General features: G+C 50.8%; 21 protein-coding genes. 15 read left to right on the top strand and 6 right to left on the bottom strand.

Features of this window, described 5'->3' with window-relative positions:
- The first annotated feature begins 45 nt into the window (after window positions 1-45).
- The 11 genes from UM181_09575 (at window position 46) to UM181_09525 (ending at window position 10,107) form a co-directional block, all read left to right on the top strand.
- Complete coding sequence (locus UM181_09575; protein WQC61585.1) at window positions 46-912, top strand: branched-chain amino acid aminotransferase; 867 nt, start codon at window positions 46-48, stop codon at window positions 910-912.
- 92 nt (window positions 913-1,004) lie between these two features.
- Window positions 1,005-1,460 (top strand): universal stress protein, encoded by a 456-nt coding sequence (locus tag UM181_09570; protein ID WQC61584.1) that lies wholly within the window; start codon window positions 1,005-1,007, stop codon window positions 1,458-1,460.
- A 471-nt stretch (window positions 1,461-1,931) separates the two neighbouring features.
- Window positions 1,932-2,492, top strand: coding sequence for a NifU family protein (locus tag UM181_09565; GenBank protein ID WQC61583.1), 561 nt, complete (start codon window positions 1,932-1,934; stop codon window positions 2,490-2,492).
- On the top strand, window positions 2,485-3,093 hold the full coding sequence (gene tsaB / locus UM181_09560) for a tRNA (adenosine(37)-N6)-threonylcarbamoyltransferase complex dimerization subunit type 1 TsaB (protein ID WQC61582.1): 609 nt from the start codon (window positions 2,485-2,487) through the stop codon (window positions 3,091-3,093). Before UM181_09565 ends, tsaB begins: the two co-directional genes overlap by 8 nt.
- 14 nt (window positions 3,094-3,107) lie before the next feature.
- Complete coding sequence (locus UM181_09555) at window positions 3,108-3,539, top strand: GNAT family N-acetyltransferase (protein ID WQC61581.1); 432 nt, start codon at window positions 3,108-3,110, stop codon at window positions 3,537-3,539.
- Between the two features lie 146 nt (window positions 3,540-3,685).
- Entirely contained in the window at window positions 3,686-4,675 is a 990-nt protein-coding gene (locus UM181_09550) for a BMP family ABC transporter substrate-binding protein (GenBank protein ID WQC61580.1), read from the top strand.
- A gap of 48 nt (window positions 4,676-4,723) precedes the next feature.
- Complete coding sequence (locus UM181_09545) at window positions 4,724-6,265, top strand: ABC transporter ATP-binding protein (GenBank protein WQC61579.1); 1,542 nt, start codon at window positions 4,724-4,726, stop codon at window positions 6,263-6,265.
- Window positions 6,265-7,368 (top strand): ABC transporter permease, encoded by a 1,104-nt coding sequence (locus tag UM181_09540; GenBank protein WQC64729.1) that lies wholly within the window; start codon window positions 6,265-6,267, stop codon window positions 7,366-7,368. Before UM181_09545 ends, UM181_09540 begins: the two co-directional genes overlap by 1 nt.
- The gene (locus tag UM181_09535) at window positions 7,361-8,335 is read left to right on the top strand and encodes an ABC transporter permease (protein WQC61578.1); all 975 of its coding nucleotides are present in this window, start codon (window positions 7,361-7,363) and stop codon (window positions 8,333-8,335) included. The genes UM181_09540 and UM181_09535 overlap by 8 nt, the downstream gene beginning before the upstream one ends.
- 87 nt (window positions 8,336-8,422) lie before the next feature.
- Complete coding sequence (locus UM181_09530) at window positions 8,423-9,343, top strand: sulfite exporter TauE/SafE family protein (protein WQC61577.1); 921 nt, start codon at window positions 8,423-8,425, stop codon at window positions 9,341-9,343.
- A complete protein-coding gene (locus tag UM181_09525; protein WQC61576.1) occupies window positions 9,343-10,107 on the top strand; it encodes a TIGR02186 family protein in 765 nt (254 codons plus the stop codon). The genes UM181_09530 and UM181_09525 overlap by 1 nt, the downstream gene beginning before the upstream one ends.
- 5 nt (window positions 10,108-10,112) lie before the next feature.
- Here UM181_09525 and UM181_09520 read toward each other — a convergent pair whose 3' ends face one another.
- Window positions 10,113-10,880, bottom strand: a complete 768-nt coding sequence (locus UM181_09520) for an SDR family NAD(P)-dependent oxidoreductase (GenBank protein WQC61575.1) — start codon at window positions 10,878-10,880, stop codon at window positions 10,113-10,115.
- Window positions 10,881-11,032: 152 nt separating this feature from the next.
- Here UM181_09520 and UM181_09515 point away from each other — a divergent pair, with 152 nt between their 5' ends.
- Window positions 11,033-11,482 carry an acyl-CoA thioesterase gene (locus UM181_09515; GenBank protein WQC61574.1) on the top strand — a complete coding sequence of 150 codons (450 nt, stop codon included), beginning with the start codon at window positions 11,033-11,035 and terminating at the stop codon, window positions 11,480-11,482.
- A gap of 1,034 nt (window positions 11,483-12,516) precedes the next feature.
- The gene (locus UM181_09510) at window positions 12,517-13,191 is read left to right on the top strand and encodes an MIP/aquaporin family protein (GenBank protein WQC61573.1); all 675 of its coding nucleotides are present in this window, start codon (window positions 12,517-12,519) and stop codon (window positions 13,189-13,191) included.
- Window positions 13,192-13,605: 414 nt separating this feature from the next.
- Here the strand turns inward: UM181_09510 and UM181_09505 are convergent, their stop codons facing one another.
- From UM181_09505 to soxC, 4 genes are read right to left on the bottom strand one after another with little or no spacing between them, the layout of a single operon-like run.
- Window positions 13,606-14,871 carry an NAD(P)/FAD-dependent oxidoreductase gene (locus UM181_09505; protein WQC61572.1) on the bottom strand — a complete coding sequence of 422 codons (1,266 nt, stop codon included), beginning with the start codon at window positions 14,869-14,871 and terminating at the stop codon, window positions 13,606-13,608.
- Between the two features lie 26 nt (window positions 14,872-14,897).
- Window positions 14,898-15,587, bottom strand: a complete 690-nt coding sequence (locus tag UM181_09500; GenBank protein ID WQC61571.1) for a c-type cytochrome — start codon at window positions 15,585-15,587, stop codon at window positions 14,898-14,900.
- A gap of 2 nt (window positions 15,588-15,589) precedes the next feature.
- Window positions 15,590-16,654, bottom strand: a complete 1,065-nt coding sequence (locus UM181_09495; GenBank protein WQC61570.1) for a c-type cytochrome — start codon at window positions 16,652-16,654, stop codon at window positions 15,590-15,592.
- A complete protein-coding gene (soxC, locus tag UM181_09490) occupies window positions 16,638-17,855 on the bottom strand; it encodes a sulfite dehydrogenase (GenBank protein WQC64728.1) in 1,218 nt (405 codons plus the stop codon). Before soxC ends, UM181_09495 begins: the two co-directional genes overlap by 17 nt.
- A 367-nt stretch (window positions 17,856-18,222) precedes the next feature.
- Between soxC and UM181_09485 the strand changes: the two genes are divergently transcribed.
- Window positions 18,223-19,203, top strand: coding sequence for an MBL fold metallo-hydrolase (locus tag UM181_09485; protein WQC61569.1), 981 nt, complete (start codon window positions 18,223-18,225; stop codon window positions 19,201-19,203).
- A 175-nt stretch (window positions 19,204-19,378) separates the two neighbouring features.
- A complete protein-coding gene (locus UM181_09480) occupies window positions 19,379-20,425 on the top strand; it encodes a YeeE/YedE family protein (protein WQC61568.1) in 1,047 nt (348 codons plus the stop codon).
- 39 nt (window positions 20,426-20,464) lie between these two features.
- Here UM181_09480 and hemA read toward each other — a convergent pair whose 3' ends face one another.
- Entirely contained in the window at window positions 20,465-21,688 is a 1,224-nt protein-coding gene (gene hemA, locus UM181_09475) for a 5-aminolevulinate synthase (protein ID WQC64727.1), read from the bottom strand.
- Window positions 21,689-21,696: the final 8 nt, after the last annotated feature.

Genomic DNA, 21,696 nt, shown 5'->3' with positions numbered 1-21,696 from the left:
AAAGAATGCCTCGTCGTGAGCTGGGGTATCCAAAAGGAGGGGTCAATGGCAACGGGCAGCAACATAAAAACCTTTTTCAACGGCCAATGGCATGATGGCGATATTGCTGTGATGAAAGCTGCCGACCATGGGGCTTGGTTGGGCTCAGGCGTCTTCGATGGGGCACGCTATTTTAACGGGGTTGTCCCCGATTTGGAGGCGCATTGTGCGCGGGTAAACGCGTCAGCAAAGGCCCTAATGCTCACCCCAACATATAGTGTTTCTGAGATGAAAGCCCTGATCTGGGAAGGGCTTGCGAGCTACGCGACATCCGCCGCGGTTTATATTCGCCCCATGTATTGGGGGATAGATGGGGATCTGACGGCCATCGTTCCAAGCGCTGACACCACAGGCTTTGCCATTTCGCTTGAAGAAATCCCCTTTGCAGCCCCCAAAACCAGCGCAACCTTGGGGCGCACGCAATTTCGCAGGCCTATTTTAGAAAGCGCCGTTGTAAATGCAAAAGCTGGCTGTCTCTATCCTAATAATGCGCGCATGCTGGTAGAAGCGCGCCGCAACGGGTTCAGCAATGCGTTGGTTGCAGATGCTATGGGCAATGTGGCAGAAACTGCCACGGCAAATATTTTCATGGCGCGCGATGGCGAGGTGTTTACTCCGGCGCCAAATGGCACGTTCTTAGCCGGTATCACGCGCGCGCGTCATATCACGCATTTAAAAGATATGGGCATTCCTATTCATGAAACCGTTTTGAGTTTTGATGATTTTTACGCCGCAGATGAAGTTTTTATGACCGGAAATATGCAAAAAATCACACCCGTCACCGCGATTGAAGAAACACATTTTCAAATCGGCCCGATTGCCGGGCAGCTTAAAGAGGCTTATTGGGACTGGGCCTCATCAACCTCGGCCTAAGCGCCTTTGCGCAACAATGCGCAGGCTGCTGAAATCAACCTTGCGTTGGATGGCGCCTTCGCGCATCATATGCAGCTGAGGAGATCACATAGATGCGTAAGTTTTTGCTAATACTCGACGACAGTCAAGAATGTCTGAACGCAATGCGCTTCGCGGCCATGCGCGCTGCGCGAACCGGTGGCGGCGTTGAAGTGCTGGCCGTGATCCCACCTGAAGAATTCAACCATTGGATCGGCGTCAGCGATATCATGCGCAGCGAAGCGCGTGAACGCATTGAAGTGCATTTTGAAGTCTTCGCCAAATGGATGCGCGATCGGCAGGGCATAGATCCTGAATTGGTGATCCGTGAAGGTGAACCGATTCAAGAGATTTTGGCGCAAGTTAAGGATGATCCTGAAATCGGCGTGTTGGTTCTGGGCGCAGGCACGGATAAAAAAGGCCCCGGCCCGCTTGTGACGCAGCTGACCAAAAACGCAGGCTCTTTGCCCATCCCAATGACCATTGTTCCGGGGGATTTATCCAAAGAGCGACTCGAAGCAATTACCTAAAGCCAGAACGCGCCTCACCATCGCGCTCATTGGAATATTGAGTCCTGGTTGTCATTCAGACATCGTTTATTTTGCAAAAAACCTGCTATTTAAGCTGATGCAAGACGTGCGTGTAGCCCCTCTAAGGAGTGCACGTTGCTTAAGCCGCCCCGCGCTTGTGGTTGCAATCTGCTGTTTGCGGCAGCCTCTTCCCGCAGCAAAAAGAACAAATCGGCCGGCGAGGCGGCAAGCGCGTGATGTTTGTCGTACAAGCAAATAATTTTGCACGGCCTTAGTCCCTCATGCGCAACGACACGGTTGATTTATAAAAACGGCTTAGCTCCAACGCTTACGAAAAAGTTGTGAAGTTTAAAAATATTTGGCATTCTTTGGAAATTTATAGAGCCGGTATGGAATTAAATTAGAACGATTCTAAACATTGACAAAACGCCGCGGCTCTCCATATAAAGAGCCAGAAGAGAGGCGCTCAAAATGTTTATCCAAACCGAATCCACCCCCAATCCCGCAACATTAAAATTCTTGCCCGGGCAAACCGTCTTAGAAGCGGGGACGGCTGATTTTCCCAGCAATGAGGGCGCCGAAAAATCGCCTTTAGTGCTACGTATTTTTGCGGTTGACGGCGTAACAGGCGTTTTTCTGGGGCGCGATTTCATCACCATCACCAAAGAGGATGCGGTCAATTGGGACCACGTAAAGCCGGCTTTGCTGGGCGCAATCATGGAGCATTTTCAGTCGGGTGATGCTGTGATGACGGATGAGGGGCTAGGCTCGGGCCATGCTGAACATAGCGGAGAAGATGAAGTTATTGTGGGGCAGATCAAAGAACTGCTGGACAGTCGCGTTCGCCCTGCTGTGGCGCAAGATGGCGGTGACATCACATTTTACGGATTTGAACGTGGGATTGTGTATTTGCAAATGCAAGGTGCTTGCGCGGGCTGCCCATCGTCAACCATGACGTTGAAAATGGGAATCGAAAATCTGCTCCGCCATTATATTCCCGAGGTCACTGAAGTGCGCCCTGTCGGTGGTTGATCAAACGGTTCTCGCTTTTGATACATCGGCCGCGCATTGCGCGGCCGCTTTGCTTTGCAATGGCGTGATCCTCGGCACCAGATTTGAAGCAATGCAAAAAGGTCAAGCCGAAGCCTTAGTTCCACTTATACAAACCCTATTGGCCGAAACGCAAACTAGCTTATACAAAATTGGCCGCATTGGCGTCGGCCTTGGGCCTGGTAACTTTACCGGCATCCGTATTTCCATCAGCTTGGCCCGAGGGCTGGGCGTGTCTTTGGGTTGCCCTGTGATCGGCGTCAACAGCTTTGAGGCCAGCATAGAGGATAAAGCCAAAGAAACCCTAATCGCAATACAAGCCATCCGAGACCAGTTTTACACGCTCAGCAGCGCAAATTTGCAGGCTGCCCCTCAAATGAGTGATGCGCCGACCCTGGCCACTAGCCCGATCCCAGTGCTCTATCGGCCAAAGCCAGATCTACTGGTCGCAAACATAGCGCGCATTGCCGCCCAAAGGGATGTGAAAACCGTAACGCCCCCTGCCCCTTTATACGTACAACCTGCAGATGCCGCGCCAAGCCGCAATCCCGGACCGAAGATCCTGCAGCCGAACGCGTCCTGAGTTTGACGGGCTAAATGCAACAGAATACCATCTTGCAGCCGTCAGATATGGCCAAACTTCACGCGCAATCAGGGCTTGAACAACGCCCTTGGACAGCGCAGGAATTCGCCCAGCTTTGCGCCGCAGAAAATTCTCTGCTGATCAAGCAAGACTATGGCTTCGCGCTGGGAAGGGTCATACATACCGAGGCCGAATTGCTGCTGCTCATCGTATCACAGGCGCAGCGAAAGCAAGGATTGGGGAAAACCTATTTGCAGCTTTTTGAAGAAGCTGCACGCCAGCGCGGTGCCAAAAACTGTTTTTTGGAAGTTGGCGCCGAAAATACCGCCGCGCGCGCACTATATCAACAATGCGGTTACGCAGAGCAAGGCTTGCGCAAAGCCTATTACCGCAAAATGAATGGCACCCGCGAAGATGCTTTGGTTCTGGCGAAAACTTTGGCTTAGCGCATTTTATCATTGGTTTTATATTGGTTTGCAGAAAAATCGGTTGACCCTAGCAAAGAGTTTCGTCCTTAATGATGGATGATCTTAGAGTAAGGCAACGCGTTCTGCTTTTCCTTTGGACACAAACACAAGATGGGGAGACATCCATGACGATTATACAAAGATTTTTAGGCGCGACCGCGGCGCTTGCATTAACAGCTGGCGCAGCACTGGCGGATCCTGCGCTGATTTTTGACTTGGGCGGGAAATTTGACGCTTCCTTCAATGAAGCCGCTTTCTCTGGCGCAGAACGCTGGGCAGAAGAAACCGGCGGGTCATTTGCTGAAATTGAACTGCAATCAGAAGCACAGCGCGAACAGGCACTTAGACGATTTGCCGAAGCGGGATACAACCCGATCGTTGCCAATGGGTTTGCGTTTGCAACCGTTCTGAGTGAAGTCGCTAAAGATTATCCAGACACAAAGTTCGCTATTACTGATGGCGTAGTTGATGCGCCCAATGTACAAAGCATGCTATTCGCCGCCGAGCAAGGTTCGTATATTGTGGGTGTTTTAGCTGCTTATGCAACAAAAACGAACACTCTGGGTTTCATTGGCGGAATGGATCTTCCATTCATATCTGATTTTGGCTGCGGATTTGTTCAAGGTGCTAAATCAGTCAATCCAGACCTAAAAATCCTTTGGAATATGACCGGAACCACACCAACGGCTTGGAATGACCCCGTGAAGGGATCTGAATTAACCCGTGCTCAAGCCAGCCAGGGTGCCGATGTGATCTATCATGCCGCGGGCGGCACAGGCGTTGGCGTTCTTCAAACAGCCGCCGATTTAGGAATTTTAGGAATTGGTGTTGATAAAAATCAAAATCATCTTCATCCTGGATCCGTTTTGACATCTATGCTCAAACGGGTTGATAACGGTGTTTACGACGCTTTCAAAGCTGGAAACGATCTGACGACTGGCTTCAACGTGATGGCCTTGGCTGATGGTGGCGTTGGCTATGCGATGGATGAGCATAATGAAAGCTTGATCTCAGCAGAAATGAAAGCGGCAGCAGAAGCAGCGTCTGACGCCATCATATCAGGATCAACTACCGTACATCTTTTCAGCTCAGACAATACATGCCCAGGTATGTAAGTTGTCTTAAGAAAGCCGTGCAGATAAATCTGCACGGTACCTAATTTTATGAATATAAAAAATGATATACCAGCCATAGAACTTGTGGCGGTCTCAAAGTCGTTTGGCAATATCCAAGCTAATAAAGATATCTCAGTTCGGGTAATGCCCGGAACAATACATGGGATTATTGGCGAAAATGGCGCGGGAAAATCCACGCTTATGTCAATTCTTTATGGATTTTATAAGGCGGATAAAGGCGAGGTGTTCATCGCTGGACACCAGACCCAAATCCCAGACAGCCAAGCGGCAATAGCCGCGGGTATCGGGATGGTGTTTCAACATTTCAAACTGGTGCCAAATTTTTCGGTTTTGGAAAACATTATCCTTGGTGCGGAAGACGGCGCGATGTTGCGCCCGTCGCTGGCCAAAGCCCGCGAAAGCCTGCTCTCTTTGGCGCGCGATTACGAGATGAACGTTGATCCGGATGCCATCGTTGAAGAGCTTTCGGTGGGCCATCAACAGCGCGTTGAAATCCTGAAAGCCTTATACCGTCAGGCCAATATTTTGATCTTGGACGAGCCGACCGGCGTGTTAACCCCGTCGGAAGCCGATCAGCTCTTCCGCATTTTAAAACGCCTGCGCGACGAAGGCAAAACGATCATCCTGATCACCCATAAATTGCGCGAGATTATGGACATCACAGATACGGTTTCGGTAATGCGCCGCGGCGAAATGACCGCAACGGTTAAAACAGCCGATACCAATCCCGAGCAACTGGCCGAGCTAATGGTCGGGCGCAAGGTTTTGCTTCGTATTGATAAATCCGCAGCGCAGCCCGGCAAAGAGCTGTTGCATGTGAAAAACCTGCAGGTCACAGACGAGGCCGGTGTGCTGCGCCTGAAAGGCGTCAGCTTTAATATCAGAGCCGGAGAAATTCTTGGCATTGCCGGGGTGGCGGGCAACGGCCAATCAGAGCTTTTAGAGGTTTTGGGCGGCTATCGCACAGCGCAGGGGCAGATATTAGTCAATGGTGCGCCCATTGATATCACTGGGCAGAATGCCGATGGGCAAAGCCGTCGCAAACATGGCATTGCCCATGTGCCAGAAGATCGGCAGCGCGAAGGGCTGATTATGGATTTCGCCGCTTGGGAAAATATTGCCTTCGGCTATCATACCGATGAAAAATACCAATCCGGTATTTTTATGAACAATGCGGCGATCAAACAAGATGCCAGCGAAAAGATGCAGCGCTTTGACGTACGGCCACCAAATCACAATTTAACGGCAAAAAGTTTCAGCGGCGGCAATCAGCAAAAATTGGTTTTGGCGCGCGAAATTGAGCGGGACCCAGATATTTTATTGGTTGGTCAGCCCACACGGGGTGTGGATATCGGCGCCATCGAGTTCATTCACCAACAAATCATGACGCTGCGCGAGCGAGGCAAAGCGATTTTACTGGTTTCTGTCGAGCTAGAAGAGATCATGTCATTGTCAGATCGGATTGCGGTGATGTTTGATGGGCAGATTATGGGCGAGCGCCTTCCAAACGAGACCAATGAAAAAGAATTGGGGCTTTTGATGGCCGGCATTACCGAAGAGGTGGCATGATGGAAAAAATGCCAGCTTGGGCCGATGTAGTGTTGGTGCCGTTGATTTCGTTGCTGTTGGCAGCGGCGATTTCTGCCTTGGTGATCATGGCGATCGGAGAAGACCCGGTGGCCGCCGTGAAAATGATGGTGTCGGGCGCGCTTGGCTCCACCTATGGCTGGGGCTACACGTTATATTACGCCACAAATTTCATGTTTACCGGCCTGGCGGTCTCCGTGGCGTTTCACGCCAAAATGTTTAATATTGGCGGCGAAGGCCAAGCCATGATCGGCGGCTTAGGCGTGGCGTTGATGGCCTTATTTATTCCCTGGCCACATTGGTCATTGGCGCTGATATTCTGCAGCATAGGCGGGGCTGTGTTTGGCGCATTATGGGCCTTGATACCGGCAATTTTACAAGCCAAACGCGGCAGCCATATCGTAATTACGACGATTATGTTTAATTTCATGGCCGCGGCTCTACTCAACTATCTTCTGGTCAGCATTTTGCGTCCTGTCGGCGCAATGGATCCGGCAACAGCCTCGTTTCCAGAACCTACGCATTTGCCAACCTTGCATGATCTACTGATGCCGCTGGGCATACAATTTTCAAAATCAGCGCCAGCCAATATCAGCTTGCTGCTGGCTCTTGCCGCGGCAGTTTTTGTTTGGGTTTTAATTTGGCGCACTCGGTTGGGCTACGCGCTCAGAGCGTTTGGCCATTCGGATACGGCCGCGCAATATGCAGGAATTAATCCAGTTAAAATTACTGTTTTAACAATGCTTATTTCTGGTGGGCTGGCCGGTTTGATGGCTGTGAATACAACTTTAGGAGAAGCAGAGCGTTTGATTTTAAACGCCACCGAGGGCGCGGGCTTTATCGGCATCGCCGTCGCTTTGATGGGGCGCAGCCATCCTTTTGGCGTGGTGCTCGCCTCAATCTTATTTGGATTCTTATATCAAGGCGGCGCCGAATTGGCGCTTTGGACATCGATCCCACGCGAGTTAATCGTGGTGATCCAAGCCTTGGTTATCTTATTCACTGGCGCGCTGGATAACATGGTACGGATGCCGATTGAACGGCTGTTTATCGCCTTGCGCGGGTCAGGAGACCGGGATGGTTGATGTCTTAAATGATCTATTAACGGTGCTGGACTCCACCTTGCGGCTAGCAACCCCATTGCTTTTGGCCTGTTTGGCGGGGTTATTTTCAGAGCGCGCCGGCATTTTTGACATCGGATTAGAAGGTAAAATGCTCGCAGCTGCGTTTTTCTCGGCCGCGGCTGCGGCTTTAACCGGCTCGGTTTGGATCGGCTTGGCCAGCGGCATTGCGGCCTCATTAGCGTTATCCGCAGTTCATGGTCTAGCCTCGATTACGTTTCGGGGCAATCAGCTCATCTCGGGGGTGGCGATTAATTTTCTCGCCGCTGGGATGACCGTGCTGATCGCGCAAAGCCTGTTTCAGCAAGGCGGGCGGACACCTTCGCTTTCTGGTCAGGCGCGGTTTAACCCGGTGGATCTGCCCTTTGCCGAGCAAATAGAAACGGTGCCGTTGCTCGGACCTATCTATGCCGAGCTTTTTTCTGGCCACACAATTTTGGTCTATGCAGCTTTGGCCATGGTGCCCCTGACCTGGTGGCTTTTATACCGCACCCGATTTGGGTTGCGCTTGCGCGCCGTTGGAGAGGCGCCCGAAGCCGTTGACACGGCGGGCGTTTCGGTCATTCGCCTGCGCTTTACGGCGGTTGCAATTTGCGGTGTTCTATGCGGCATTGCGGGGGCGTATCTGTCCACCGGACTGCAAGCGGGTTTCGTAAAAGATATGACCGCAGGGCGCGGCTATATTGCTTTGGCCGCATTGATTTTTGCCAAATGGCGGCCATGGTATGCGCTTATATCTTGCCTGCTCTTCGGGTTTTTACAGGCCCTCGCCTTACGTCCCGACCTGATCGAGAAATATCTGTTCTTCAAGGTGCAAATTCAGTTGCTCGATGCGCTTCCCTATATTCTTACAGTGATCATTCTGGCCGGGTTTGTTGGCAAAGCAATTCCACCGCGCGCAGGCGGCGAGCCTTATGTAAAGGAAAGATAGATCCAGTTTTGAGCTTTTCTTAAGGCCTAGGCTGCTAAAGTCGCAACGAATGTTGCAATTGCAGCAGAGAGTGGTTTAGGAGGGCACATGTTGATTTACCTTCCTATCGCTGAAGTTTCTGTAAACGCCTTTTTGCTGCTCGGGCTCGGGGGGCTGGTGGGCGTGCTGTCTGGCATGTTTGGCGTCGGGGGGGGCTTTTTGATGACGCCTCTGCTGTTTTTTATTGGTATCCCGCCGGCGGTTGCCGTGGCGACGGAAGCCAACCAAATTGTGGCGTCATCATTTTCTGGTGTTTTGGCGCATTTAAGGCGTAAAACTGTCGATTTTAAAATGGGTACGGTCTTGATGCTGGGTGGGCTTTTAGGAGCCGCAATCGGGGTTGTGTTGTTTAACCATTTGAAAAGCCTTGGCCAAGTGGATTTATTGGTAAAGCTTTGCTACGTCGTGTTTCTTGGCATTATTGGCGGGCTGATGTTTTTCGAAAGTCTGCGCGCAATCCGCAGAACTTCGCGCAATGCGGCACCCCCTAAAAAATCACGCCAGCGCGGCTGGGTACAAAAACTGCCACTCAAGATGCGTTTTCGCACATCTGGCCTTTATATTTCGATTATCCCACCCCTGATCGTGGGTGTGTTTGTCGGCATACTGGCCGCAATAATGGGCGTTGGCGGTGGGTTTATCATGGTGCCTGCGATGATTTACATTTTGGGAATGCCCACAAAAGTGGTGGTCGGGACCTCGCTCTATCAAATCATTTTTGTCACCGCTTTCACCACCTTGTTACACGCAACCACAAACTATACCGTCGATGTCGCACTGGCCGTTTTGCTTTTGGTTGGCGGCGTGATTGGCGCTCAGATTGGCACGCAAATCGGTACCCGCTTGAAAGCCGAGCAGTTGCGCATTTTATTGGCCATTATGGTGCTCATGGTCTGCGGCAAGCTGGCCTTAGATCTGCTGATTCAGCCCAGCGAGCTATATTCCATTGGATCGGCAGGGGGTCACTGATGCGCCTGTTCGTTTGTTCCGCCCTGATCATGCTTCTAACCAGCCCCTTTGTTCTTGCAGAGAAGGTTGTTTTGGGTATGAGCCAAGATGAGGTGGCCATCACGGCCACGTTCGATGGCTCAAATATTTTGGTTTTTGGCGCAATTCAGCGCGATGCGCCAATCCCTGAAACCCCCATTGACGTGATCGTGACCGTCTCGGGACCCAGCGAACCTTTGGATGTGCGGCGCAAAGCCAAGCGTTTTGGGATTTGGGTCAATACCGATACAGTGCAAGTGGATGCGGCGCCCAGCTTTTATGCAATCGCGACAAGCGCTCCTTTGGGCGATATTTTAACCGAGACAGAGGACCTGCGGCATAAAGTGTCCATCAACCGCGCCATCCGCTCCGTAGGCGCACCAATGAATATTCTGGATGCACAAAGCTTTACAGATGCCGTGATCCGTATTCGAGAGGCCAACGGCCTGTACACATTGCAGGAAGGCTCTGTGTCAATAGATCAACAAACCTTGTTTCGGACCTCAATCAATATGCCCGCCAACCTCACCGAGGGCGATTATAGCACGCGCATTTTTATCACGCGCGATGGCGCTGTTGTCGATCAATTATCCACCACGATTGACGTGCGCAAAGTAGGTTTAGAACGGTTTTTATTCTCGCTGTCGCGCGAGCAACCCCTGCTATACGGGCTGATGTCCTTGGCGATTGCAATTTTCGCAGGATGGGCGGCCTCGGCGGTGTTTCAAGTGATTAGAAACCGCTAGACGGTTTAGCGAGGCGCCATTCTGATTGCGCCATCAAGGCGGATCACCTCACCATTCAACATGTCATTCTCAACAATGTGGCCGACAAGGCTGGCATATTCTTCCGGTGCGCCCAAACGCGAGGGAAACGGCACTTGTTGACCTAAAGACTGTTGAACCTCTTCTGGTAAGCCCTGTAACAAAGGGGTCAGAAAGAGGCCTGGCGCAATGGTGCAAACGCGGATTCCGCTGGCCGCAAGGTCACGGGCCATGGGCAAGGTCATCCCCACAATACCGCCTTTAGACGCCGCATAGGCAACTTGCCCGATTTGTCCGTCATACGCGGCCACCGAAGCGGTGTTGATGATAACGCCGCGACCTCCATCAGCAGTGACAGGCGCCGTTTTTGCCATCAGAGCAGCGGCCTGCGATGCGCAATTGAACGAGCCGGTCAAATTTACCCCAATCACCTTTGCAAACAGCGCTGGATCATGCGCCACGCCGCGCGAAACAGTTTTCGCCGCGGGGCCAATTCCAGCGCAATTTACCAAAATATGCAAGCCGCCCGCGCGCGCCTCCAGCGCGGTCATAGCCCCTGCCACCTGCGCTGCATCGGATACATCCACCCGCTGGAACTGGCCAGAAACCTCTGCGGCGGCGGCCTCGCCCTGCGCCGCATCCATGTCAAAAATTGTAACCTGCGCACCGGCCTTCGCCATAGCCCGCGCCGACGCCGCGCCCAGGCCAGACGCGCCCCCTGTCACCACAGCGATTGTCTTGTTGTTTATCTGCATAGAAATCTCTTCAAGCTTTTTGACTCAAGCAGAGTAATGCGCTTCGCGCGATAAGGTCAATATTGCAAAGTTAACGCCGCGTTTGCTGCCCTTTTCTTCTGGCTCAATCTGCGCCAGACTGCGCCTTAGTCAGCACAACCGACGAGATAAAAATGCCGCGTACACCCCCTGCAGCTCGAAGCGCCTATCTAGCTTTTTACCAACTTCCCACGCGCTGGATGGATAATGATCAATATGGCCATATGAATAATGTGATCCATTATTCCTTAATCGACACGGCCGTAACACATTGGCAACTTGAGCAAGCGGTGTTTGATATGTCAGGGACAAAAACGCGCTTCTTGGTCGTGGAAAGCGGGTGCATCTATCACGATGAGGCTGGATTTCCCGATCTTATCCATGCGGGCATTCGTGTGGGTCATATCGGCACCTCTTCGTGGCGTTATGAGGTTGGTTTGTTTCGGAATCAGCGGCAAACCGCCTTTGCAGAAGGTTTTTTTGCGCAGGTACAAGTTGAGTCTGAAAGCGGCGCTCCCCTGCCTCTTGATCCTGAATTTCGCCGATGTTTGGAAACGCTCTGCCCTCCAGAGACACCGCTTTAACTTGATCTGTTAGATTTTACAGCTTGCAAAAACCGTTCGGGCATCCAGATAAAACCCTTTGTTAAAATCAATGCTAAACCCTAGAGCAAGTTCATTCTACATTGGTAAGCCTTTACATCGCCTATCCACGCTCTGCGTCGCGCATGATAAAGGAAGCAAATGACAAAACCCTATATAAAAAATCAAACAAAACGCGCCTTAAAGCCGCGCGGTCTGGTTCCAAAAATACGACAGCGCAGCAACCAGCCTTAGAAAAATCCAAATCTAGCCTAGACGCCTATGCCTAAGAATTGCCGTTCTTTACCCGAGGGTGAGCCGCCCTTAAACCCAGAGGTTTTGGCCGCTACATGGGCGTAATATGGTCGCGCCAAAGCGGATGCATTAAGCCGTTTAAAACCCAGCGCGTTACTGCCCTGATTGCCTTCCGGCCTCTAAAAATACATCAAACAAAGGAGCAGAAGAACAGGCGTGTTTTAAAGTAAGCCTACCTGCATTGCGACGCCATGGATTGCGCGCTGATTTATAATTTTCTCCCTGAATAAAATAAGACAAACATTTATCGAACCGCCGCTCAGGAAGGTCAAAATCTTTCGCCCATCCATCATAGTCAAAACGATACCCCCGCATATTGCCCACCGAATTTATAGAAGACGAACCGCCGACAACGCGCCCACGCGGCGTGTATATAGAGCGCTCATGCAAGGGTATTTTATTTGCGCTAAGTCAATTCCAATTCAGCCAGCGCTCTCGCAACACGCGATAAACGCCTGCGGGCATATGAATGAAAAGTTTCTTATCAAGCGGGCCGGCCTCAAACAACAAAACCAGACAGGTGGAATCAGCGCTCAATTCATTGGCAAGAACGCAGCCTACAGATCCGGCCCTAAGAATAATAAAATCAAAATCTAGCTTTTTCTTAATGGTTTATTTCATTACATTCTAAAATGGCGGGCCAAACCTAAGCCTACTCAGAAAAGTAATTTCAAACACTCTTTATCTGCCCAGCAGAGCCCCAACGTTAACAGGAGATAATGATGACACCATCAAGACGGCTTGCGGCAGAGGCGTTGGGCACATTTTCACTTCTGGCAACTGTCATCGGCTCGGGCATTATGGCAGAGCGTCTGGCAGATGGAAACTTAGCGCTGGCCTTACTGGGAAACACCATTCCCACAGGGGCGATCCTCGTGGTTTTGATCACTGTTTTTGGGCCTATTTCAGGGGCCCAATTCAACCCTGCGGTTACGCTTTGCTTTTGGTTGCGCGGTGAGATGAACAGGCAAGAGGCATTGTTTTACATATGCGCCCAGATCTTTGGCGGAATTTTGGGTGTTTTTGCCGCGCATATGATGTTTGATCATCCCTTGATTGACCCCTCTACAACCATGCGCAGCGGGCTTGGCCAATGGATCGGTGAATTCATTGCCACCTTCGGCTTGATTGGCACAATCCTCATTTGCGTAACGCTCCGCCCCGCTGCACTTGCCATGTCGGTCGGGCTTTATATCACCGCAGCCTATTGGTTTACCTCCTCGACATCCTTTGCAAACCCTGCGGTGACCATAGCAAGAGGATTTTCGGATAGTTTTGCCGGAATTACACCCTCTGACATACCAGCTTTCATTGCAGCCCAACTGATCGCAGCCGTATTGGCGACGATGTTTTTTGCTTGGCTGTTGCGCGAGGCAGAAACGCCAACCAGCCAGTAACGAAACAGACATCAGCACGCCTTTATGCAACCCATATTCCCATTAGGGCTTTGACTGGTTTCAACGTTTTTTGATGATTAGAAAAGCTTATAAGCAAGATAAAATCAGCAATCGTAAACCTCGCACCACTCTGCAATAACGATAAAACGCGGCGATACGAAAACTTTTCTAAGCAAAGCTCTGTGCCAATTAGCACGCGGATTCAATCGTCGCGTCCGGTCTAAGCGGATATCACGCACGTATATTTTTACAGAACACAGGTTGGGGCGCCTTTTGGTTTATCAAGGCCTAAACGGATCCTGTAGGGGCTGTGAAAACAGATAAGTGCTTAGGAAAACATCTGTTTTGCGCAGGAAACTCCTGCGCAAAACACGGCTGTAAACATCAAAAAAGTGGTTTTTGATGCTGGGAGGTTCAGCCAAACATATCGGATGTGATCCCCGTATACCAATCTTCGGATTCCAGATAGGTTTGCTTGCGAATGTCCGCCGTTTCACCCGTTTTTGAGATAAAGCCATCCACTTTTGCGATTTTTTCATCCGTCGCCTTATAGGTCGCTCCCACCTTCACCCCATCATCTGCATTGATCAAAGACCAGCAGGTATTGGCAAATTTCGCCGGGAATATTTTTGAGCCGGTCAACGCGCCGCGCACCGCATTGGCGCAGACTTTCGCTTGGCTATTGGCCGAGAAACCGGATTTGGGCATATCTCCTTGTTGGGATGCATCCCCCAAAACATACACATCCGCATCAGCTTTGGTTGACATATCAGCTGCGTTTACCGGCGCCCAATTGCCATCCGTAACGCCGGCCAAGGCAGCAATCCGGCCAGCTTTCATCGCTGGAATAACATTGCAGGCATCCACATTGATGCTTTCACCATCAATCGATATCGTCATGGCACTTGGATCCACCGCAACATTTTCGCCCCCAAATTCAGATCCGATCCAATCAATCATTCCGGCATAATGCGCATTCCAACCTTCTTGAAATAACGCCATTTTTGAAAATTTCGGCTTTGGATCTGCAACGATAATCTTTGCTGTGGGGTTATGCTGTGAAAGATAATGTGCCACCATAGAGACCCGCTCATAGGGTCCAGGGGGGCATCTATAGGGGTTGGGAGGGGCCACCATCGCATAGGTGCCGCCCTGCGGCATCGCCATAATTTGCGCCTTTAGAAGCTCGCTTTGGGATCCGGCCTTATATGCATGCGGCATCGCGTTCTGCGAAGATAGATCCCAGCCCTCAACCGCGCCCTCTACAAAATCGATTCCCGGCGACAAGATAAGTTTGTCATAGGGCAGCGCGGATCCCCCCGCCAAGCTTACCATTTTTTTATCACGATCAACGCCAATGGCCCAATCATGCACGACGTTGATGCCACTGGCAGCAAGCTTACCATATGTGTGGCCGATATCGTCAAACTCCTTTACCCCGCCTAAATAAAGGTTCGAGAAAAAGCAGGTGTAATAGGTGCGAGTTGGCTCAACCAAGGTCACATCAACTGCACCTTTGCTATCTTTTGCAATATAACGCGCTGCGGTGGCTCCCCCAGCTCCGCCGCCCACCACGACCACACGTGGCTTTGCATGGCTGCCCGCGTGCAAACTGGGTGCAGAAAGAAGGGCAGCTGCCGCCGCTGAATTACCAATAAAACCTCTTCTGGTTAATGACATTTTATTCTCCCTTTGGTTTATAGTTTTCAGTTTTTTAAAGTCTCGAAGTAATGCGCCAATGCCGCGATCTCTTCATCTGTGAGCCGTTTTGCGATCAATTGCATGGCCTGGTTCTCACGATACCCTTCGCGATACGCAAAAAGGGCCGTCACAAGCTCATGAGCGGGCTTGTTCATTATGGTTGGAATGGTCATGTCCTGCCCTGACCTTTGGTGGCAGGTCATGCATTCGCTAGAAAGATATTCACCATACTCCAAATCGCCCTCAAGCGCTAATAATTCTTCAGGAACATCAAAACTCGCTTTTGCCAATCCGTTGGTCCCGGCCTTATCTGTTTGCGCAAGGAAGGCGATCAAATTCTGGCGATCGGCGGCAACTTTCAAGCCAATGAAATTCATCTTTGTGTGTTTCAAAAAGGCTTTTGGATGCGTCAGAAACTGATCCAGCTGCGCCGGCGACCAGATTAAACCGGCCGTTGCCGCCTGTTGCAGAGCTTTTGAATATTTAAACCCCTCTACCTGCCCCGCCCTTGCATCCACAATTGCAGCCAAATGCGGGCCAGAAAGCGCGCGTGCCTCCTCTGATAATGCATGACAGGAGGCGCATTTCTTTTTAAACAGCGCAGCGCCTTGCGCAAGATCGCCGTTGGCAAAAGCTAGGGACGTGCCAAAGATGCTTAGAGAAATGCTAAAAACCACCCCCAAAATTTGCTGCACAGCTATGCTCCCTCGGCGTTCAAATAGGCAATGATCGCATCAATATCCTTTTCCTTTTTAAGGCCAGAAAATGACATTTTAGTGCCCTTTATTGATTTTTTCGGGTTGGCCAAAAAGCTTACCAATTGCGCCATGTCCCAAACCTGACCGGCTTCTGCGGCTTTTTTAAATGCCTTGGAATATCGAAACCCGTCAATTGTACCAATTCCGCGGCCCAGAATATTATTCAAATGCGGGCCTGAGCGGCTTTTTGCTTTGGGTCCAACTTGATGGCAGGCTTTGCATTTACGAAAGACTTTCTTACCCGCGGCAACCAGCTCTGGCGAAGCGGCGGCTTCATCCACCACAGCCGGCGAAACAACGGCTTCCTTTTCTGCTGCTGGTGCGGCAGCTGCTACTTCAGCGGCCTCGGACTTTTCAGTGCTTTCTGCTGCGGTTTCATCCGGCGTTACATCAAGGATCGATGCCCGCATCGTAATCTCAACCCTGTCTTTACAATCTTGCATACAGGGCTCGGAGCGCCACAGCGCGTATTCCGTTTCAGGGCGATCATCAACCACAAATCCACGCGCATTATGCATTTCAAACTCGGCAAAATTAGTATCGCTCAATACAAAATCTTCATCCACCAAATCATTGGAGTAAAGCATATAGGCAACAATCGCATAAACCTCATCTGCTGACAGGCTTTGCGCTTCGCCAAACGGCATTGAACGGTTTACATAATCCCAAACGGTTGACAGATAAGGCCAATAAGATCCAACCGTTTTCACCGGATCTTTATCGCCAAGCGTTCCAAATCCACCTGCCAAAACCGGCCAATTATCCACGCCCTCCGCAAAATCGCCATGACACGAAGCGCATTTATCGGCAAATACCTCCTCGCCATAAAGCGCATCCCCGCTGCCGGCGGGAAGCCCCGTGCCATTGGGGCGAATATCAACATCCCAAGCCGCGATCTCTTCTGGCAGCGCTGCGCGCCCCAAGCCCAGCTTGTCGCCAGCAAAAACAGTTACGGGAAGAACAAGAACAGCTGCGGCCCAAAAAAGTTTAAGACACTTCAACATTTTCGACCTCTCCGGTTGGTTTGACATGCCAGGTTTGAATGCAATTATTATGGTACACGGAATTTTCACCGCGCAATTCGCGCAACTGTTGTTTGCTGGGTTGCACATAGCCCGTTTCATCCAATGCGCGGGCCTGCAGCAACATTTCTTCACCTTGCCAATCCATCTCAAGGTAAAACCGCGCTAACGCTTTGTTGCTTTCGTGATTGGACAGTCGCGCTGTTTCCCAGTTGCGCCCGCCATCTTTAGAAATATCAACTCTTTTGATGGACCCGTGACCTGACCAGGCCAAACCTGTGATCACCAAAGCTCCTGGACCATGCTGTATTGGCGCTTGCGGGCTGGGGGAAGTAATCACCGATTTTGCATCCATAACCCAGGTCCATTTTCGCGCCGTGCCATCTTCTAAAACATCGGTATATTTCGAAGTTTCTTCACGGCTTTCCACGGGCCCATCCATCACCTCGATGCGGCGCAACCATTTCACCCACATATTGCCTTCCCATCCGGGAACCACCAAGCGTATAGGATAGCCATGCTCTTTGCGCAGAGCTTCACCATTGGCCTTAAACGCCACCAGCACATCATCAAGCGCTTTTTCCATAGGAATCGAGCGGCCGTTGGAAGAGGCATCAGCGCCTTCAACATACACCCATTTGTCTTGCAGATCGCCCGCCGCGGCTAATCCGGCTTCTTGTAACACGCTGCGCAAAGACACGCCGGTATATTCCATATTATGGATCATACCGTGAGTGAACTGAACACCGTTTAATTGCGCGCCCGCCCATTCCATTCCAGTATTGGCCGCACATTCGCAAAAATACACATGGTTTTCGCGCGGCAAGCGTTCCAGATCGGCATAAGAAAACACCAAAGGCTGATCGACCAAGCCGTTTACCATCAAACGGTAATCACTTTTGCTAAGCTCTATGGCGCCGGAATGATGGCGCTCAAAAGCGCAGCCCTGGGGCGTAATCGTGCCATCAAGGGCATGAATCGGCGTGAAATTTATCGAAGAAATCGGACTTGCGGTCAGCCAAGGCACGCTGCGCCGCACCACATCGCTTTCAAATTTAATCGGCAGCCCATAGGGCGTGGCATCCACCCCATCACCGGTGACTGATGCCCAGTCTTGAACCTCGGTGATAAGAGGATCAGCCTGGGTTCCGCTGGCCGCTTGGGCCGTTACGATGCCGGCCATTGTTGCGGCGCTTCCACGCAAAAATGCCCGCCGGGATTGGGGATTGGGTGTAAACTTCAAAATAGGCACCTCCACATCATCTTAACCTGTCAAATATACACGCGATTCGGCGCCGAACGCTTGTATTTTGAACCAATTTCCTCAGATATTGACGGAAGCTTGTTCAAAACGCAACAATAAATTCAAATGTTTGAATTTATTGTTGCTTGCCAGTTGTCATGCTATAAAAACAAGATGGAATTATAGGGTCAGTACCGACCACCGCCCAAAACCAGACAAACGTTAAAACCGTTTGACGCCATCAAATTGAGTCACCCCATACCGGTCAAAAAATACCGGCTGAACGGAACACCGAAAAGAAAACAGAATGCTCAGAAACGCTCAGTATTTAAAGTTACCCATCTATGCATTGGGGATTTTTATAAGCTGTCTCAGCGCCACGCTTGGAACAGCCAGTGAAGATATTGCAGATCAATATCCGCAATCGCCTTTATACCAAAAACCAATTGAGTTTTTTCCACAGGTGTTTTCTGCCATCGGGGCAACCGCCCCGCCCACATATGAAAATTCCGGCCATAACAATAACCTGTCTTTTATCATTACGGGCGACGGCGTGGTGGTCATCAATGCCGGAGCCTCTTATCTTTTGGCGCAGGCGCTGCATGAGGAAATCAAACAGCGCACCCGCCAACCGGTGATTTTGGTTATAAATGAAAACGGCCAAGGCCATGCGATGTTGGGGAATTCCTATTGGGTCGATCAAGGTATTAAGGTTTTGGCGCATGAGGATGCAGATGCCGAATTTGCCGATCTTGGCTTTTCAATTTTGGAAACCATGCGCGGATATAATCGCGAAAACGCCGAAGGCACGCGGCTGCAAAGGCCCACTCAAACCTTTAGCGATACCTACACGCTCACGCTGGGTGCGTTTGAGATTGAAGTCTTATATTTGGGCCCGGCGCATAGTCCGGGGGATATCGTAGTATGGTTACCCAAGCAAAATCTGGTGATTGCAGGCGATATGGCCTTTCACGAACGCATGTTGCCGATTTTTCCCCATACAAACGCGGCCGATTGGATCGAAACTTGGGATACCGCATTTGAACCTTTGGGCGCAACGCATATCATTCCCGGCCATGGGCACCCAACCGTGATGCCCCAAGTCCGGCGATACACGCGTGATTATCTGGCATTTTTACGCCGTAAAATCGGTGATCTGATCGAGGAGGGCGGCGAGTTAGAGCAAGCGTATTATATTGACCAAAGCCCCTATGCGCATCTTGATACATTCGAAGAACTGGCCCGGCGCAACGCCGGATTTGTGTATGAGCAAATGGAATTTGAATAAAAGACGTATAATCCAGCATTTCGCTTAGAGGCTGGAAAAATCCAAAATGATTTTTATATTTCAGAATATAATTTTGAAATATATTAATTTTTTAAAATATTTTTTCAAAAAGCTCGTTTGATTTTCTATTTAAAAGAACTTTATAGCAGGGCTAACGCTATTTTTGAGATCGATTATGTTATTTGACCTGTACGATATTCCGTTTGAAGCTCAGGCCGTATACCTGCTATTTGGAGGTGTATTGGGCGTTTTATTTGGTGCTTTGGCATTGTTAACTCGGTTTTGCTTACGTCAGGCGGTGACGGGGGAGAGCGCGCAGGGCATGGCTGCTAAGTCAGTTTGGGCAACCGCGTTTATAGCCGCGGTTTTGGGCAATTTAGCCTTGGAATATGCCGGGTTTATTGAGCTGTCAGAGCATCGTTTATTTGCCCCTAACCTGCCTATTTTAGCGCTCTTCCTGGGCGGGGGACTGTTTGGGATCGGTATGGTTTTGACCCGCGGATGCGTGTCGCGTGCGACCATCCTGCTGGGCACCGGCAATTTACGCAGCCTCTTCGTTCTCCTTATTTTTGCTATTACGGCGCATGCTACATTGAAGGGTGTTCTTGCCCCACTGCGGGTATTGATTGGCGCAATACAGATTGATCTATCGGTCACCTCGCTGGGGGATCTACCCGGCGGGCCAATTTTCTGGGCTTTAATGCTGTGTGGCGCGGCTACGTTCTGGCTGATCTTAAATTTTCCATCCAAATCTGTCTTCGTTGCCGCGATTGGATTAGGGCTGTTGGTGCCGATCGGGTGGGCGGGCACTTCGGTGCTTTTGAATGATCCATTTGATCCGCTTCCGGCGCAATCTTTTGCTTTTACGTTACCATGGTCAGAGCTGCTTTTTTGGACGATTGCATCCAGCGCAATCACAGCAGGGTTCGGACCGGGCATGGTCGCGGGGGTTTTATTGGGTAGCTTCTTTGCAGCAGGGGTGACGGGGCAAATTAAATTACGCGGGTTTGACAAAACAAGCGACATGCCTCGGTATCTTTTAGGGTCGGTTTTGATGGGGTTTGGTGGCGTGCTTGCCGGCGGGTGCAGCGTCGGAGCTGGCTTGTCGGGGGCTTCTAACTTATCCATTGCAGCCTTGCTTGCGCTTGCAGCAATGATCTTTGGTGCGCGCGTAACTGCAAAGTTGTTGGAAAGAACACCGGGGCTGCCCGCTATCGCTTAAGATAACAGCCTAACCTATCGGGTCAAACAGCGCCAAACCCTATTCAGCAGCTTTTGGGCAGCGGGCCAATTGGCATTGCGACCACAAGGCGCTGAGCGCAGAAATAAGATGCTCAAGGTCTTGGTCGCTATGCACAGGTGAGGGCGTAATCCGCAAGCGCTCACCACCCTTGGGCACGGTTGGGTAATTGATCGGTTGAATATAAATTCCATATTCATTTAGCAGCAAATCTGAAATGAACTTACATTTGATGGGATCCCCAACCATCACCGGAATAATATGGCTGTCATTGGCCAAATGCGGAATCGCAAGTTGATCAAGACGGCCGCGTATTTCTTTCACTTTTCGTTTCTGCTCGGCGCGCTCTTGGATGCTGTGCTTCAAATGCCGCACCGACGCCAAAGCGCCGGCAGCAATCGCGGGCGGCAGCGCCGTGGTAAATATATATCCGCTTGCGAATGAACGAATGAAATCGCAAAGCGCACGCGAGCCCGTGATATAGCCACCCACCACACCGAAAGCTTTTGCCAACGTGCCTTCAATCAAAGTGATCCTATCCATCACGCCGTCGCGTTCTGCGATCCCCGCCCCATGCGCCCCATAAAGCCCCACCGCATGCACCTCATCTAAATACGTCATCGCGCCATAATGATCTGCCAAATCACAAATTTCCTTGATCGGGGCTATATCGCCATCCATCGAGTAAACGCTTTCAAATGCGATAATTTTGGGTTGCTCACGCGGCAATGCGCAAAGATGGGCTTCCAGATCGGCAAGATCATTATGCTTCCAAATGCGCTTTTCCGCCCGGCTATGGCGAATGCCTTCGATCATAGAGGCATGATTGGCCGCATCTGACAAAACCACGCAGCCCGGCAACCGGCTGGCCAAAGTACTCAGGCTCGCCCAATTTGACATATAGCCACTGTTAAAGAGCAAGGCCGCCTCTTTCCCATGCAGCGCTGCAAGCTCTTGCTCGAGATCAACATGCGCATGGCTAGAGCCAGATATATTGCGCGTACCGCCCGCGCCAGCGCCACTTTCCTCTAATGCCGCATGCATCGCTGCGATAACATCAGGATGTTGGCCCATGCCCAAATAATCATTCGAACACCAGATGGTAACGGGTTTTTCCTGGCCTTTATCGCGCCAATCGGCTTTTGGGAAAGCACCTTTTTGGCGCTTTAAATCCACGAAAACCCTGTAATTCCCCTCTTGGCGCAACTGCCCCAACTCGGATTGGAAATAAGCCTGATAGTCTATCATCGTGT

It is taken from the genome of Alphaproteobacteria bacterium US3C007, assembly GCA_034423775.1.
Lineage (GTDB): Bacteria > Pseudomonadota > Alphaproteobacteria > Rhodobacterales > Rhodobacteraceae > Thalassovivens > Thalassovivens spotae.
Note: the sequence above shows the minus strand (reverse complement) of the source record. Positions and strands in the feature narration are given on the sequence as shown.

Excerpts from the sequence above, each read along its gene's own strand:
- UM181_09575 (WQC61585.1), top strand. The coding sequence starts at position 46 with ATGGCAACGGGCAGCAACATAAAAACCTTTTTCAACGGCCAATGGCAT.
- UM181_09570 (WQC61584.1), top strand. The coding sequence starts at position 1,005 with ATGCGTAAGTTTTTGCTAATACTCGACGACAGTCAAGAATGTCTGAAC.
- UM181_09565 (WQC61583.1), top strand. The coding sequence starts at position 1,932 with ATGTTTATCCAAACCGAATCCACCCCCAATCCCGCAACATTAAAATTC.
- UM181_09555 (WQC61581.1), top strand. The coding sequence starts at position 3,108 with ATGCAACAGAATACCATCTTGCAGCCGTCAGATATGGCCAAACTTCAC.
- UM181_09550 (WQC61580.1), top strand. The coding sequence starts at position 3,686 with ATGACGATTATACAAAGATTTTTAGGCGCGACCGCGGCGCTTGCATTA.
- UM181_09545 (WQC61579.1), top strand. The coding sequence starts at position 4,724 with ATGAATATAAAAAATGATATACCAGCCATAGAACTTGTGGCGGTCTCA.
- UM181_09540 (WQC64729.1), top strand. The coding sequence starts at position 6,265 with ATGGAAAAAATGCCAGCTTGGGCCGATGTAGTGTTGGTGCCGTTGATT.
- UM181_09535 (WQC61578.1), top strand. The coding sequence starts at position 7,361 with ATGGTTGATGTCTTAAATGATCTATTAACGGTGCTGGACTCCACCTTG.
- UM181_09530 (WQC61577.1), top strand. The coding sequence starts at position 8,423 with ATGTTGATTTACCTTCCTATCGCTGAAGTTTCTGTAAACGCCTTTTTG.
- UM181_09525 (WQC61576.1), top strand. The coding sequence starts at position 9,343 with ATGCGCCTGTTCGTTTGTTCCGCCCTGATCATGCTTCTAACCAGCCCC.
- UM181_09520 (WQC61575.1), bottom strand. The coding sequence starts at position 10,880 with ATGCAGATAAACAACAAGACAATCGCTGTGGTGACAGGGGGCGCGTCT.
- UM181_09515 (WQC61574.1), top strand. The coding sequence starts at position 11,033 with ATGCCGCGTACACCCCCTGCAGCTCGAAGCGCCTATCTAGCTTTTTAC.
- UM181_09510 (WQC61573.1), top strand. The coding sequence starts at position 12,517 with ATGACACCATCAAGACGGCTTGCGGCAGAGGCGTTGGGCACATTTTCA.
- UM181_09505 (WQC61572.1), bottom strand. The coding sequence starts at position 14,871 with ATGTCATTAACCAGAAGAGGTTTTATTGGTAATTCAGCGGCGGCAGCT.
- UM181_09495 (WQC61570.1), bottom strand. The coding sequence starts at position 16,654 with ATGTTGAAGTGTCTTAAACTTTTTTGGGCCGCAGCTGTTCTTGTTCTT.
- soxC (WQC64728.1), bottom strand. The coding sequence starts at position 17,855 with ATGGCCGGCATCGTAACGGCCCAAGCGGCCAGCGGAACCCAGGCTGAT.
- UM181_09485 (WQC61569.1), top strand. The coding sequence starts at position 18,223 with ATGCTCAGAAACGCTCAGTATTTAAAGTTACCCATCTATGCATTGGGG.
- UM181_09480 (WQC61568.1), top strand. The coding sequence starts at position 19,379 with ATGTTATTTGACCTGTACGATATTCCGTTTGAAGCTCAGGCCGTATAC.